At 75.1% G+C, this 13,891-nt stretch carries 12 protein-coding genes; 7 read left to right on the forward strand and 5 right to left on the reverse strand.

Going from position 1 to position 13,891, the window contains the following annotated elements; translation table 11 throughout:
* Positions 1-63 precede the first annotated feature (63 nt).
* The 3 genes from E4U92_RS11235 to E4U92_RS11245 are packed head-to-tail and all read left to right on the forward strand — an operon-like array spanning position 64 to position 3,717.
* Entirely contained in the window at positions 64-1,359 is a 1,296-nt protein-coding gene (locus E4U92_RS11235) for a hypothetical protein (protein ID WP_137300194.1), read from the forward strand.
* Positions 1,356-2,954: a vWA domain-containing protein gene (locus tag E4U92_RS11240; RefSeq protein ID WP_229862216.1), complete on the forward strand. Its 1,599-nt coding sequence runs from the start codon at positions 1,356-1,358 to the stop codon at positions 2,952-2,954. Before E4U92_RS11235 ends, E4U92_RS11240 begins: the two co-directional genes overlap by 4 nt.
* Positions 2,941-3,717, forward strand: a complete 777-nt coding sequence (locus tag E4U92_RS11245) for a hypothetical protein (RefSeq protein WP_137300195.1) — start codon at positions 2,941-2,943, stop codon at positions 3,715-3,717. Before E4U92_RS11240 ends, E4U92_RS11245 begins: the two co-directional genes overlap by 14 nt.
* 83 nt (positions 3,718-3,800) lie before the next feature.
* Here E4U92_RS11245 and E4U92_RS11250 read toward each other — a convergent pair whose 3' ends face one another.
* From E4U92_RS11250 to E4U92_RS11260, 3 genes are all read right to left on the reverse strand, one after another.
* Positions 3,801-4,604, reverse strand: a complete 804-nt coding sequence (locus E4U92_RS11250; RefSeq protein WP_137300196.1) for a single stranded DNA-binding domain-containing protein — start codon at positions 4,602-4,604, stop codon at positions 3,801-3,803.
* 155 nt (positions 4,605-4,759) lie between these two features.
* Positions 4,760-5,671 (reverse strand): N-acetylmuramoyl-L-alanine amidase, encoded by a 912-nt coding sequence (locus tag E4U92_RS11255; protein ID WP_137300197.1) that lies wholly within the window; start codon positions 5,669-5,671, stop codon positions 4,760-4,762.
* Between the two features lie 81 nt (positions 5,672-5,752).
* Positions 5,753-7,201 (reverse strand): DHA2 family efflux MFS transporter permease subunit, encoded by a 1,449-nt coding sequence (locus E4U92_RS11260; protein ID WP_137300198.1) that lies wholly within the window; start codon positions 7,199-7,201, stop codon positions 5,753-5,755.
* 232 nt (positions 7,202-7,433) lie between these two features.
* Here E4U92_RS11260 and E4U92_RS11265 point away from each other — a divergent pair, with 232 nt between their 5' ends.
* The 3 genes from E4U92_RS11265 (at position 7,434) to E4U92_RS11275 (ending at position 10,738) form a co-directional block, all read left to right on the forward strand.
* A complete protein-coding gene (locus E4U92_RS11265; protein ID WP_137300199.1) occupies positions 7,434-9,197 on the forward strand; it encodes an MFS transporter in 1,764 nt (587 codons plus the stop codon).
* A gap of 93 nt (positions 9,198-9,290) precedes the next feature.
* Positions 9,291-9,959, forward strand: a complete 669-nt coding sequence (locus E4U92_RS11270) for a class I SAM-dependent methyltransferase (RefSeq protein ID WP_137300200.1) — start codon at positions 9,291-9,293, stop codon at positions 9,957-9,959.
* A 41-nt stretch (positions 9,960-10,000) separates the two neighbouring features.
* Positions 10,001-10,738 (forward strand): class I SAM-dependent methyltransferase, encoded by a 738-nt coding sequence (locus E4U92_RS11275; protein ID WP_137300201.1) that lies wholly within the window; start codon positions 10,001-10,003, stop codon positions 10,736-10,738.
* 35 nt (positions 10,739-10,773) lie between these two features.
* On the opposite strand, the gene E4U92_RS11280 is transcribed toward E4U92_RS11275, so the two are convergent.
* Positions 10,774-11,406, reverse strand: a complete 633-nt coding sequence (locus tag E4U92_RS11280) for a response regulator transcription factor (RefSeq protein ID WP_137300499.1) — start codon at positions 11,404-11,406, stop codon at positions 10,774-10,776.
* 5 nt (positions 11,407-11,411) lie between these two features.
* The gene (locus tag E4U92_RS11285) at positions 11,412-12,806 is read right to left on the reverse strand and encodes a sensor histidine kinase (protein ID WP_137300202.1); all 1,395 of its coding nucleotides are present in this window, start codon (positions 12,804-12,806) and stop codon (positions 11,412-11,414) included.
* A gap of 180 nt (positions 12,807-12,986) precedes the next feature.
* On the opposite strand from E4U92_RS11285, the gene E4U92_RS11290 reads away from it, so the two are divergent.
* Positions 12,987-13,844: a MaoC/PaaZ C-terminal domain-containing protein gene (locus E4U92_RS11290; protein ID WP_137300203.1), complete on the forward strand. Its 858-nt coding sequence runs from the start codon at positions 12,987-12,989 to the stop codon at positions 13,842-13,844.
* The last annotated feature ends 47 nt before the right edge of the window (positions 13,845-13,891 follow it).

Below are 13,891 nucleotides of genomic sequence, written 5' to 3' on the forward strand. Positions count from 1 at the left end.
TCCTGGGGACGACGTTCGAGGGGGTCGCCGATGATCCTGCCCCCCTGAGTGGCAGGAGGGCCGTTGTCCCGCACCGGAACGCCCGCGACCGAGGAACCGAGACTGACCACCCGCAGGGTCAGGCGCCGCCGCACCCCACGGCACGTGGTGCTCGCGGTGCCGGTCGCCCTGGCGGGGCTGATCTCCCTGCTGGTCAGCGGCAACACCCTGCGGCCGTTCGACCGGATCACCACGCTGGAGGCCCGCATGGCCTCCAAGTCGGACTACTTCCGGGACCCCGAGGTGCGGCGGCTGCTGCTCGCCCACGGGCTGCGCGTCGACATCCACCGGCTCGGCTCGCGGGGCATCGCCACCCAGTCCCTCACGGACACGGACGTGGTCTTCCCGTCCGGGCAGCCCGCGGCCAAGCTGATCCTGGACCGGCAGGACCGCTCGGTGCGCTCGGTGCGCCCCTTCGTCACCCCGCTGGTCCTCGGCACCTTCCGCGACTACGCCGAGACCCTGGTCAGGGCCGGGGTCGCCACCCGCCAGCCGGCCCCGGACGGCGCCCCCACGCTCTACTACGACCTGGACATGCCCGCGTTCATGGGCCTGCTCGACGGCACCGACCACGGCCGCGCCACCGCCGACCAGGACCACGACGGCCGCACCGAGGGCGCCGACACCTGGAACGGCATCGGCTACGACACCACCGGCGGGCACAGCAACAGCGGCCGGGTCCTGGTGCGCACCTCCAGCGTCTGCGAGTCCAACGCGGCCGGCACCTACCTGAGCCTGCTCGCCTTCGTCGCCAACGGCAACAGCACCCCCGGCACCCGGGACAGCGGCGACCCGGGGACCGCCCGCGAGGAGGTGCGCGCGCTCGCCGCCCGGATCAGGCCGCTGATCAGCCTCCAGGGCATGTGGGCCGACGACCAGGCCGACAGCTACCTGTCCGACCTCGGCGAGAGCATCGCCCCCCTCTCCCTGCTCTACGAACACCAGTACCTGGCGCACCAGATCGCCTACCAGAAGCAGCACGGCCGGGAGGACACCGCCCGCGTCCTGCTCTACCCGACGCCCTACGCCCTGACCGAGCCGCAGCTCATCTCCCTCACCGACGACGGCGACCGGCTCGTCCGCGTCCTGGAGAAGGACGAGAGACTGCGCGAGCGCGCCATAGAACTCGGCTTCCGCGTCCGCTTCTCCGGCGAGGACGGCACCAGCGCCCGCCTCAACGCCTACCTGCGCGCCCACGCCGTCCAGGTGCCCGTGCCGAACGCCGACCGCACCAAGTCCTACGAACCCGACCTGGACGTCCTGGAACAGCTCATCACCTCCATCGGCACCTGCCCGCCGCCCGACAGGGACGCCCCGTGAGCCGCCCACACCCGGGACATCCGCGCGGCGCGGTGCCGTTCGCCCTGTGCCTGGCGCTCCTCACCGCACTGCTCGCCGCCTGCACGAACGAACCCGACCACGTCACCCTGCGCGTCCTCGCCAGCCCCGAACTCGCCGATGTCGAACCCCTGCTGGGCAAGCTGGAGGAGGACACCGGGGTCGAGCTCGCGATGGAGTACGAGGCGAGCGCCGACCTCGCCGGACGGTACCCGGCCACCGGACGCCCCGCCCCCGACCTGGCCTGGCTCGCCTCCGACCGCTCCTTCCAGCTACGGGTGCAGGACTCCGGCGGCCGGATCACCCGCCCCGAGTCCACCGCCGTCATGCGCTCGCCCGTCGTCGTCGGCCTCACCCCCGCGGCGGCCGACGCCCTGCGGGCCGGGACGCCCGGCGGCCGGATCTCCTGGGCCGACGTCGCCGACGCCGCCGCCGGGGGCCGCCTGCGCTTCGGCATGGCCGACCCGCGGCGCAGCGACACCGGCCGGGCCGCGCTCGTCGGCGTCGCCACGGCCGCCGCCGGCACCGGCGGTGCCCTGCGCGACCAGGACGTCTCCTGCGACCGGCTGCGCGGCTTCCGCTCCGGGCAGAGCCTCACCGCCGACAGCTCCCGCGCCCTGCTGGCCGCGTACACCGCACACCCGGAACGCGCCGACGCGCTGATCGCCCACGAGTCGGAGCTGCTGTCGCTGAACGCCGGGGGCCGGCTGCGCGAGCCGCTGGAGATCGTCCACCCGGACGACGGCATGGTCCTGTCCGACTTCCCGCTGCTGCTGCTCGACCCGCGCGAGCGCGGCCCCTACCGCGAGGTCGTCGACTGGCTGCTGCGCGCCGACGTGCAGCGCGAGCTGATGCGCCGCACCCACCGGCGGCCCGTCGACCCGGACGTCCGGCCGACCGGGCCGCTGGCGGAGCCCGTCGGCAACGCGCTGTCGTTCCCCGACCGGCTGTCCGTCGTGCAGCGCCTCGTGGACGACTACGGCGACCCCGCACACGGCACCGCCGACCAGGTCGTGTTCCTGCTGGACTTCTCGACGTCCATGCGCGGCGGGCGGATCGCCGCGCTGCGGGCCGCGTTCGCCGGGCTCAGCGGCGCCGACCGCACCGCCACCGGCAAATTCGCCCGCTTCTACCGGGGGGAGCGGCTGACCGTCGTACGGTTCGGCGGACGGGTGCTCCAGGAGCGGACCGTGACCGTGCGCGGCGACGCCGACCTGCGCACGCTGGACCGGATCGTCACGGACGGCGGCTTCGACGACGCCACCGCCGTGTGGTCGGCCCTCGACCGCGGCTACGCGATCGCCGCCGGGGCGGTGCGCGCGGCCCCGCGACGGCCCGTCGCGATCGTGCTGATGACCGACGGCGAGAACAACGCGGGCCTCGGTTATGCGGAGTTCCTGCGCCGCCACCGTGCCCTGGGCGCCGCGGCGGCCGCCGTGCCCACCTTCCCCGTCCCCTTCGGAGAGGCCGACCCGAGCGCGCTGGAGCGGGCCGCCCGGGCGACCGGCGGCCGTGTGGTCGACGCGCGCCTCTCCTCCCTCGCCGACGCGTTCAAGGAGATCCGTGGGTGTCATTGACCGGCAGTGGTGGGGCCTGTGGTGGCCGTGGGTGGCCGTCTGGGCGGTGACGGCCTGCGCCCTGGCCGTCCTCGCGCGGTACGCGCTGGCGCGCCTCGGGCCGCGGCGGCGCCGCCGGGGCGGCGGGCGCACCGTGCACGGCATGTGCTTCTTCCTGCACGAGCAGCGGGTGATGGACCTCTACCAGCAGGGCGGGTTCAGCGCGGCCCTGGAGCAGGAGGTCGCCGACCGGATCAACGTCACCAGCGGCCTGAACCTGCTGGCCAGGCTCGGCTTCACCGCCGGGGCCCGCCGGGACGTCACCAAGGAGCGCGTCACCGCCTACATCCGGCAGTCCACCCCGATCACCGTGATCCGGCTGCTGATGGACACCATGCGCAAGGAGGACGTGGTCGTCCACGCCGACCTCACCACCGGCGAGGTGACACCCAACCGGGCGCTCGCCGAACGGCTGCGGGAGGGGCGCGGCGACGGCCGGGTCCCGCTGTCCTCCCTCGGCGTGGTCTCCGCGTTCGTCTCGGTCACCGGCACCTTCACCGCCCGGCGTTCGCAGAGCGGCGACATCGTGCTGCGCGCCCCGTACGGGCCGGGGCGCCAGGACGCCCAGGTGCGGATCACCTGCGAGGCGGCCGGGGTGCGCGAGGGCTTCGCCCACGAGGAGTACTTCACCGGGGAGTTCCAGGCCCGCTGCCTCGGCAAGGTGCAGACGTGGAACGGCGAGAAGGGCGAACTGCGGGTGAACCCGGTCGCCATCTTCCTGTGACCCGGCGCCCGTTCCGGCCGCACACGTCGACGGCCCCCCGCCCGGGAAGGGCGGGGGGGCCGTCGACGAAGACCGGCGGGTGATCAGCCGCGCTGGATGCCCGAGGTGTCCCGCAGGACGCCGCGGCGCCCGTCCTGGGTCTGGGCGACCAGGCCCTGGCCGCCCTGCTCGACCGCCAGGTACCAGGTGCCCGGCGCCAGTTCCGCGATCGGCGTGGGCGAGCCGTCCTCCGCGTACAGCGGACGCGGCACCGGCACGGCGAACCAGAACGGCGAGAAGTCCGCCGCCGGCTGCGGCGCCGGGGCGCCCTGCGGAGCGGCCTGCGGACCGCCGAACGGCTGGCCCTGCTGCGGGGGCTGCGCGCCGTACGGCTGCTGCTGGGCGCCCGGGTAGCCGTAACCACCGGGCAGCTGCGCGCCGTAGGGCTGCGGGGCGGCCGGGCGCGGAGCCGGGACCAGGGCGGCCTGGAGGGCCGGCACGAGCGGCGTCGCGACGGCGCCCGCGGCCAGCACCAGCGCCGCGATCAGGCCGAGGATCAGACCCGCGCCCGTGTCGATGTTCGCGCTGCCGAAGGAGTCGCTGAACGCGCCCAGCGGGTCGACGATCGTCCAGAAGGCCGTCCACAGCGCGAACACGGTGAGCGCGACACCCAGCTGACCGAGGTCCAGACCGAGGACCTTGCGCGGCTGCGGCAGCGCGCGGGCGACGACGATCAGGACCGCGCCGATGATGCCGCCGACGTACATGCTCATCACCAGGCCGAGGTTGTCCCAGGCGTTGGGGACGTCACCGGGGCCGTCGAACGTGTCGAGGAACGACGCGATGAACAGCAACACCGCTGCTCCGATCACCACGCCGTCGCCCCGAGTGAGGGAGCGGATATTCACTTCAGGTCCTTCGTCAGTCGTCTCGTCGTCGGTAGAGGCGTCGCTGTCACCATGTCGCCGTCAGGCCCCGGTGTGAAGCGCGGGGGTGACCCCTCGTACGGACGACACTATCGCCCGCACGATCGACATGTCCGCCGGGATGGACCCGCCGGACCTCACCCGCGCAGGAAACTCACGATTCCCTCAGACATCCCCAGCGCCGCCTTCTGCCGCCACGCACCACTGGTCAGCAGTGCCGCGTCCTTGCTATCGCGCATGTTGCCGCACTCGATGAACACCTTGGGAACCGTTGACAGATTGAGACCGCCGAGATCGGTGCGCGTGACGAGACCGGTGCCACCGCCCAGGTAGTTGGAGCGCGCGCTGCCCGTCACGCGGGCGAAGTCGTCGGCGAGGGCCGTGCCGAGGGCCCTGGAGGGCGCGACGATCGGCCGGGTGTCTGCGCCGCCCGCGTGCACCGCGCCGGGCAGGATCACGTGGAAGCCGCGGTTGCCGGCGGCCGAGCCGTCCGCGTGGATCGACACCACGGCGTCCGCGTGCGCGGCGTTGCCGATCCGGGCGCGCTCGTCGACGCACGGGCCGTACGGCCGGTCGCCGTCCTGGGTCAGCTTCACCGTGGCGCCCTGCGCCTGGAGCAGCGCGCGCAGCCGGTGGGCCACGTCCAGCGTGAACGCGGCCTCCGCGTAACCGGAGTTGGTCGACGTACCCGTGGTGTCGCACTCCTTGCGGTGGGTGCCGATGTCCACGGGGCGGTTGATCTCCGCCGTGTGCCGGACGTTGGCCGGGTTGTGGCCGGGGTCGATGACGACGACCCGGCCCTCGAGGGGGGCGGCCCCCTTGTCGTCGGCGCCCGCGGTGGCGGGGGAGTGCGCGGAGGGCGTGCTCGACACGGGGGCCTTCGCCCGGTCCCCGCCGTCGCCGCCGGAGCCGCCGCCCACCGCCCCGTACGCCAGCCACCCCGCCAGTGCCCCGGGCACCAGCGCGGCCATCGCCACGACGAGGGGACGGCGCAGCACCGAACGGCGCGGCACCCGCGGGGGCTCGAACTCCGGACCTTCGTACGACACGCCAGCCACCCTAACGGCCACGCCCGGGCGGGACCGCCGGACACCGCCCGGACGGCTGACGCGGGCGGGACGGCCGGCCGGTCAGCCCGCCGGGGTCCCGGTGCGTCCGGGGCGCGGCCTGCCCGGCAGCCACACCAGCATCAGGAGGGCGCCCGCCGCCAGCAGCCAGGCTCCCGTGCGGAAGGCGAGGGCGTAGCCCTCCGTGAGGGCCTCGGGGGTGCCGCGGTCGCCCGTACGGGCCGCCGCCAGGGTGGACATGACCGCGAGGCCCAGCGAACCGCCCATCGTCCGCGAGGTGTTGACCAGCCCCGAGACCAGGCCCGCCTCGCCGGGCGCCGCCCCCGAGGTCGCCAGCGAGGCGAGCGGCGTCGCCGACAGGCCCGCGCCCAGCATCATCAGCACCCCGGGCAGCATGATCCCGGTGACGTACGTGCCGTCCGCGCCCATCGTCGACTGCCAGGCGAACCCGCCCGCCGCCACCGCCGTACCGAGCGCGGCCGCGCTGCGCGCTCCCACCGCCCGCATCACGCGCGGCGCCAGCTTGGAGCTCAGCACGATCGCCAGCGAGCTGGGCATCAGCGCCAGGCCCGCCTGGAGCGGGGTGTAGCCGAGCACGTTCTGCGCGTACAGCGTCATGAAGAACCACATGCAGAACATCGCCGAGCCGCACAGGAACATCGCCGCGTTCGCCGAGGACACCGCCCGCAGCCGGAACAGCCCGAGCGGCATCAGCGGCGACGCCGTCCGGGCCTCCACGGCGAGGAAGAGGCCGATCAGCGCCAGGCCGGCGGCCAGCGGCACCAGCGTGGCCGGCGCCGTCCAGCCCCGCGCCTCCGTCTGCGAGATGCCGTACGCCAGCGTCGCCAGGCCCGCCGTCACCAGGACCGCCCCGGGCAGGTCCAGGCGCCGCCCGTCCCCGGCGCGGCTCTCCGGCAGCAGGCGCGCGGCGCCCGCGAGGACCACCGCGCCGACCGGCACGTTGATCAGCAGCACCCAGCGCCACGACAGCGTGTCCACCAGCACCCCGCCGACCAGCCCGCCCGCGGCGCCGCCGCCCGCGCCGACGGCCGTCCAGGTCGCGATGGCCCGCGCCCGGGCGGCGCCCTCGGGGACCGCGGCCGTGACGATCGTCAGCGTCGACGGCGCGAGGACCGCCGCGCCGAGCCCCTGCACGGCCCGCGCGAGCAGGAGCTGCCAGTCCTGCCCGGCCAGCCCGCCGCCGAGGGACGCCAGGGTGAACAGGGCGAGCCCGACGAGGAACATCCGCTTGCGGCCGTAGAGGTCGCCGGCCCGCCCGCCGAGCAGCATGAACCCGGCGAACGCGATGGCGTAGGCGTTGACCACCCACTGCAGCCCGGACGGGCTCAGGCCCAGGTCGGCGCGCATGGAGGGCAGGGCGACGTTCACCACGGACACGTCGAGCACGACCAGGAACTGCCCGGCGCAGGCGAGCGCGACCAGCAGCCAGGCGGGGACCGCGGTGCGGCGGACCGGACGGAGGACTTCGGGGGCTTGGAGCATGAGTGTCATGGTCTCAGCCGCCGGACGGTCCTGACGATCGGGATTTCGACGCAGCCGCGGCTGGTCCGGAGGCCCTACTCCGCTTCGTCAAGAGACGGTCAAGAAATCATTAGTACGCCGAAGCATCGGAATAGTTGCCCGTGCATACGTCGTTCGTCCTGCATGTATCGCCGAACGGATCCGTGATCCGGTCGGCCGCCCCAGACGTACCGAGACTCTCCCGGCCCGGAGGCCCCCACCCATGACGCAGACGACGACCGACCGGCCGACCCGCGCGGCACACGGCGCCGTGGTCCCGGTGCTCGCCTTCGCGGGCATCGTGGTCGCGGTGATGCAGACCCTGCTGGTCCCCGTCATCAAGGACCTGCCGCAGCTCCTGCACAGCGCGCCCAGCGACGCCACCTGGGTCCTGACCTCCACGCTGCTGTCGGGCGCCGTCGCCACGCCGATCATGGGACGCCTCGGCGACCTGTACGGCAAGCGGCGCATGCTCATCGCCAGCCTCGCGGTGATGGTGGCCGGCGCCCTGGTCAGCGCCCTCACCAGCGATCTGCTCACCATGATCGTCGGCCGCACCCTGCAGGGCTTCGCCATGGGCGCCATCCCGCTCGGCATCGGCCTGATGCGCGACATGCTGCCGCGCGAGCGGCTCGGCTCCGCGATGGCCCTGATGAGCTCCTCCATCGGCGTCGGCGGCGGCCTCGCCCTGCCGCTCGCCGCGCTCGTCGCCCAGCACGCCGACTGGCACGCCCTCTTCTACGGCGCCGCCGGACTCGGCGCGGTCGCCATCGCGCTGACCCTGTTCGTCGTCCCCGAGTCCACCACCCGCGCCCCCGGCTCCTTCGACCTGCCGGGCGCGCTCGGCCTGTCCGCCGGACTGGTGCTGTTCCTGCTGCCGATCACCAAGGGCAGCGACTGGGGCTGGACCTCCGCCACCACGCTCGGCCTGTTCGGCGCCGCGGCCCTCGTCCTGCTGCTGTGGGGCGTGATGGAGCTGAAGGTGAAGGCGCCGCTGGTCGACCTGCGCACCACCGCCCGCCCGGCCGTCCTGTTCACCAACCTCGCCTCGATCATGGTCGGCGTCTCCTTCTACGTCGTCTCCCTGGTCCTGCCGCAGCTCCTCCAGCTCCCCGAGGCCACCGGGTACGGCCTCGGGCAGTCGATGGTCGTCGCCGGCCTGCTCGTCGCCCCGCTCGGCCTGACGATGATGCTCACCGCGCCCGTCTACGCCCGCCTGTCGGCCCGCTACGGCCCCAAGGTCACCCTCATCATCGGCCTCATGGTCATCGCCGTCGGCTACGGCGCCGGCCTCGGCCTGATGAGCGCCGCCTGGCAGAGCCTCGTCATCTCCGTCATCCTCGGCGCGGGCATCGGCCTGGCGTACTCCTCGCTGCCCGCCCTGATCGTCGGCGCCGTCCCGGCCTCCGAGACCGGCGCGGCCAACGGCCTCAACACGCTGATGCGGTCCATCGGCACCTCGGTGTCCAGCGCCGTCGTCGGCATGGTGCTCGCCAACACCGCCCACACCGTCGGGGGCGTGGCGATACCGACCATGCACGGCTTCCGGGTGTCCTTCCTCATCGCCACGGCCGCGGTCGCCGTCGGCCTGGTCCTCGCCCTGTTCCTGCCCAAGCCCGACCGGGCGCCGCGGCTGCGGGCGAGCAGCGAGGAGGAGGCGAACCTCGCGAACGCCGCCCGCGCCGCCGAGGCCGAGGAGGCCCTGCGCGGCTTCCGCGGCCGGGTGCTCGCCGCCGACGGCAGCCCCGTCGCCCGCGCCAAGGTCACCCTGATCGACCGGCGGGGCCGCCAGGCCGGCGCGACCCTCTCCGGCGACGACGGCTCGTACGCGCTCGCCGTGCCCGCCGAGGGCGCCTACGTCCTCGCCGCGAAGGCCCTCGGCCACGGACCGCTGGCCTCCTCCGTGACCCACCCCGGGCAGGAGCGCGCGGTCGACCTGGACCTGTCCCTGCCGCTGTCCCGCCCGGGGGAGACGGTCGGCGCGTAACCCAGGCCCCCCTCCCCGCACCCCCGGTCGAGCCCTCGGCCGGGGGTGCGGCAGCATGGGGACGGCCGCGCCGCACGACCGAAAGGCCCCCTCATGACCGCCGCACCCGTGCCCTCCCTCTCCCCCACCCCGGAGGTCCTCACCGCGTTCGAGGCGGCCAAGGGGTTCATGCCCGTGGACGAGGGACTGGCGCTGTACGCGGCCGCCGTGGAGGCGGGCGGGCTCGGGCTGCCGCTCCTGGAGGTGGGCACCTACTGCGGGCGCTCCACGGTGCTGCTCGCCGACGCCGCCCGGCGGACCGGCGTGAGCGCGCTCACCGTCGACCACCACCGCGGCAGCGAGGAGCAGCAGCCCGGCTGGGACTACCACGACCCGGACACCGTCGACCCGGAACTCGGCGTGATGGACACCCTCCCGCTGTTCCGGCGCACCCTGCACCGGGCGGGCCTGGAGGACCACGTGGTGGCCCTGGTCGGCCGCTCCCCGCAGATCGCCGCGCTCTGGAACACCCCCCTCGCCCTGGTCTTCGTCGACGGCGGCCACACCGACGAACACGCCACCGCCGACTACGAGGGCTGGGCCCCGCACGTCACCGAGGGCGGCCTCCTCGTCATCCACGACGTCTTCCCCGACCCGCAGGACGAGTTCACCGGCCAGGCCCCGTACCGCGTCTACCTCCGCGCCCTGGCCTCGGGCGCGTTCACGGAGATCTCGTGCACGGGGTCGCTGCGGGTCCTGCGCCGCACCGGCACGGGCGTGTGACGCGGGCATCCGCAGGACGACGGGGCTCTGAAGGGGGACCGGTGGACCGGCACATGCGGACCGTGGACGACGTACTGCGGCTGCTCGACGGCCTGTTCGCGCCCGCCGCCGACCGCTGGAGCGGCCGGGGCGGCGGCTGGTGGGACGACTTCTACGCCGACCGCTCCCGCCCGGTGCCGTTCTTCGCCGACAAGCCCGACGAGAACCTGGTCTCCGCGCTGGACCGCGGACTGGTCCCCGCCCGCGGCCGCGCCCTCGACCTCGGCTGCGGACCGGGCCGCAACGCCCGGTACCTCGCCTCGCGGGGGTTCGCCGTGGACGCCGTCGACCTCTCCGCCGCAGCGGTGTCCTGGGCCCGGGAACGCGCCGCCGGGACGGGGGCCGACATCCGCTTCCTCTGCGGCGACGCCTTCGCCCCGGAGACCGGACTCGCGGGCCCCTACGACCTGATCTACGACTCCGGCTGCTTCCACCACCTCCCGCCGCACCGCAGGATCAGCTACCTCGCCCTGCTGGAGCGGGCCCTGGCACCCGGCGGCCGCTTCGCCCTCGCCTGCTTCGCCGCCGGGGACGGCGGCACGGGCTCCGAGGCGCCCGACGCCGACTTCTACGGCCGGTCCACGCTGGACGGCGGCCTCGCCTACAGCCCCGAGTCCCTGCGCGCGATCTTCTCCGGCCTCACGGAGGTCGAGCTGCGCCGCATGCGCGAAGAGCCCGAGGACGCACCGGTGTTCGGCAAGGGCTTCCTGTGGACGGCGGTGTTCCGCAGGGAGCGGTGAGCAGGCACCGGCCTCGGCGCCGAGCGGGCGCGGCTCTACAGCCAGCCCTGGTGGCGGGCCTCGCGGAGGGCTTCCATGCGGTTGCGGGTGCCGGTCTTGCCGATCGCCGCGGACAGGTGGTTGCGGACCGTGGACTCCGACAGGTGCAGCCGGGCCGCGACGTCCGCGACCGTCGCCCCGTCCGCGGCCGCCTCCAGCACGTCCCGCTCGCGCGCGGTGAGCGGGTTGGGGCCGGCGCTCAGCGCCGCCGCCGCGAGCGCCGGGTCGACCACCGTCTCCCCGGTCAGCACCCGGCGGATCGCCCCGGCCAGCTCCTCCACCGGGCCGTCCTTCACCAGGAAACCGGCGGCCCCCGCGTCCATGGCCCGCCGCAGGTAGCCGGGCCGGCCGAACGTGGTCAGGATCAACACCCGGCAGTCCGGCGCCTGGTCACGCAGGTCGGCCGCCGCGTCCAGCCCGCTGCGGCCGGGCAGCTCGATGTCCAGCAGCGCGACGTCCGGGCGGTGCACGAGCGCCGCGTCCACGATCGCGTCCCCGGCGCCCACCTGCGCCACCACCTCGATGTCCGGCTCCATCCCCAGCAGCAGGGCCAGCGCCCCGCGCATCATCCCCTGGTCCTCGGCCAGCAGCACCCGGATGGACTTGGCGGGACGGTGGTCCCGGGGCATGTCGGTCACGGGGAGAGCGTAGGCCCGGACGGACCGCCGGGAGCCGCCCCGGCGGGGAGCCCGCCGGAGCCCGTGCGGGGAGGGGTGTCGGAGCCCGTGCGGGACGGGGCGCCGGGGGCCGTGCGGGAGGAGACGTGGGGGAGCGTGCGGGAGGAGGCGTGGCTGGCCGTGCGGGACGGGTCGTCGACGACCGCGCCCGGTCCGTCCGCCGGGAGTTCGGCCGCCACCGTGAACCCGCCGTGCGCGCCCGGCCCCGCCGTCAGGGAACCCCCGGCCGCCGCGAGCCGCTCCCGCAGCCCCGTCAGCCCGGTCCCGCACGGCGCGCCGCCGGCGGCGCGCACCCCGCCGCCCCGGCCGTCGTCCGTCACCGTCAGCCGGACCCGGTCCCCGTCGCCCGCCACCGCGATCTCGCAGCGGCGGGCCCCGCTGTGCCGGACGACGTTGGTGACCGCCTCGCGCACCACCCACCCCAGCAGGGCCGCCGTCTGCGGGGCGAGCGGCGGACCGGACTGCGTGAGCACCGGCTCCACGTCCGCCGCCCGCAGCGCCGAGCGGGCCCGGTCCAGCTCGGCCGGCAGGCTGCCCTCGCGGTAGCCGGTGACCGCCTCGCGGATCTCGGTCAGCGCCTGGCGGCCGACCGCCTCGATGTCGGTGACCTGCGCCAGCGCCGCGTCGAGGTCCGCCGGCGCCAGCCGCCGTGCCGCCTCCGCCTTCACGACCACCACGGACAGCGTGTGGCCCAGCAGGTCGTGCAGGTCACGGGAGAAGCGCAGCCGCTCCTTCTCCACCGCGCGGCGGGCCAGTTCCTCACGGGCGGCGCGCAACTCCCGTACCGCCTGGGACAGGGACAGGATCGCCGCCGTCACCAGCGTCGACAGCAGCGTGCCGTAGGCGACGCTGACCGCGTCCTTCCAGTCCTCCCTGACCACCGCGGCGGCGCCGCCCAGCACGGCCAGCGCGACGCCGGCCCGGCCCAGCCACCGCCCGCGCGCCACGGTGCCGACGGCGAGGCCCAGCAGCGGGAAGAAGTTCAGCCAGTTGCCGCCGTAGCCGAGCGCCAGGCCGCAGGTCACCGCGCCCATCAGCACCAGAGCCGCCCGGGTGGAGGCCGCCCTGCGCGCCCGGGGGTCGAACGCCCGGAACACCACGTAGATGTAGAGCGAGTTGAAGGTCAGCAGCCCCAGGCCCCCGACCCACGGGTTGGGCGTCTCCCCCTGGAAGAGGTTGGAGAAGGACCCCATCCCCATCAGCAGCCACGGCAGCAGGGTGAAACCGGACGGCGCCGGCCCGAGGTCGTCCGGCTCCTCGCCCGCCCGCCGCGCCGCGCGCACCCGCTTCCGGTACCGGGCCCGCTCGCCCCGCCCCTCGTACCAGCACCGCACCCTGCCCGTCACGGACATCCGCCGCCTCCCCCGTCGTACGGTCGCTCCCGACGGTCACGACGCTACGCACCCGGCGCCCCGCCCGGCAGAGGCGTCCGTACGGACCTCGGCAGGACGAATGTCCCGGGTGGCCGCGGCCGGTCCGCCCCCTCTGGCATAGCGTCGGGGAACGTCCCGCGACCGCCAGGAGGCCGGCCCATGCCCATCGACGCCGCCGAGGCACTCGCCGCGGAGCCCCGGACGGAGCGCATCTCCTGGACGCGTCAGGACGTCCTGCTGTACCACCTCGGCATCGGCGCGGGCGTCCCCGCGACCGACCCCGCCGAGCTGCGCTACACCCTGGAGTCCCGGCTGCGCGTCCTGCCCGCCTTCGCCACCGTCGCGGGCGGCGGGAAGCCCGCGGTGACCGCCGCCCTGTCCCGGCCCGGCGTCGACGTCGACCTCGCGCGCGTCCTGCACGGCGGCCAGACCCTCACCCTGCACCGCCCCCTCCCGGCCGAGGGCACCGCCACCGTCACCGGCCGCATCGTCGCCGTGTACGACAAGGGCACCGCGGCCGTCCTCGTCATGCGCACCGACGCCGCCGACGCGGAGGGACCCCTGTGGACCGGCGACGCCCACGTGTTCGTCCGCGGCGAGGGCGGCTGGGGCGGCGAGCGCGGGCCGTCCACCCGGCCGGAGCCGCCCGCCGGGGAGCCCGACCTGGTCGTCGAACGGCACCTGCGGGAGGACCAGGCACTGCTCTACCGCCTGTCCGGCGACCTCAACCCTCTGCACGCCGACCCGGAGTTCGCCCGGCGCGCCGGGTTCGCCCGGCCCGTCCTGCACGGCCTGTGCACCTACGGCGTCACCCTCAAGGCCGTCGTCGACACCCTGCTCGGCGGGGACGTGCGCCGGGTGCGGTCGTACGACACGCGGTTCGCCGGAGTCGTGTACCCGGGGGAGACCCTGCGCATCCGGATGTGGCGGCGGGACACCGGCGGCGTCCGGGTGGCGGTGACCGCCGCGGACCGCGACGACGCGGCGGTCCTGGACGGCGGGGTCGTCGAGGGCTGACGCGCCGGAGGGGGTGACCGTCGGCCGACGGTCACCCCCTCCCTCTC

It is taken from the genome of Streptomyces galbus, from assembly GCF_005280195.1.
In the GTDB taxonomy this organism is placed as follows: Bacteria; Actinomycetota; Actinomycetes; order Streptomycetales; family Streptomycetaceae; genus Streptomyces; species Streptomyces galbus.

What these genes read in the sequence shown, in the direction of transcription:
- E4U92_RS11260 (WP_137300198.1), bottom strand. Translation starts at nt 7,201, where the DNA reads ATGACACTCATGCTCCAAGCCCCCGAAGTCCTCCGTCCGGTCCGCCGC.
- E4U92_RS11265 (WP_137300199.1), top strand. Translation starts at nt 7,434, where the DNA reads ATGACGCAGACGACGACCGACCGGCCGACCCGCGCGGCACACGGCGCC.
- E4U92_RS11270 (WP_137300200.1), top strand. Translation starts at nt 9,291, where the DNA reads ATGACCGCCGCACCCGTGCCCTCCCTCTCCCCCACCCCGGAGGTCCTC.
- E4U92_RS11280 (WP_137300499.1), bottom strand. Translation starts at nt 11,406, where the DNA reads ATGCCCCGGGACCACCGTCCCGCCAAGTCCATCCGGGTGCTGCTGGCC.
- E4U92_RS11285 (WP_137300202.1), bottom strand. Translation starts at nt 12,806, where the DNA reads ATGTCCGTGACGGGCAGGGTGCGGTGCTGGTACGAGGGGCGGGGCGAG.
- E4U92_RS11290 (WP_137300203.1), top strand. Translation starts at nt 12,987, where the DNA reads ATGCCCATCGACGCCGCCGAGGCACTCGCCGCGGAGCCCCGGACGGAG.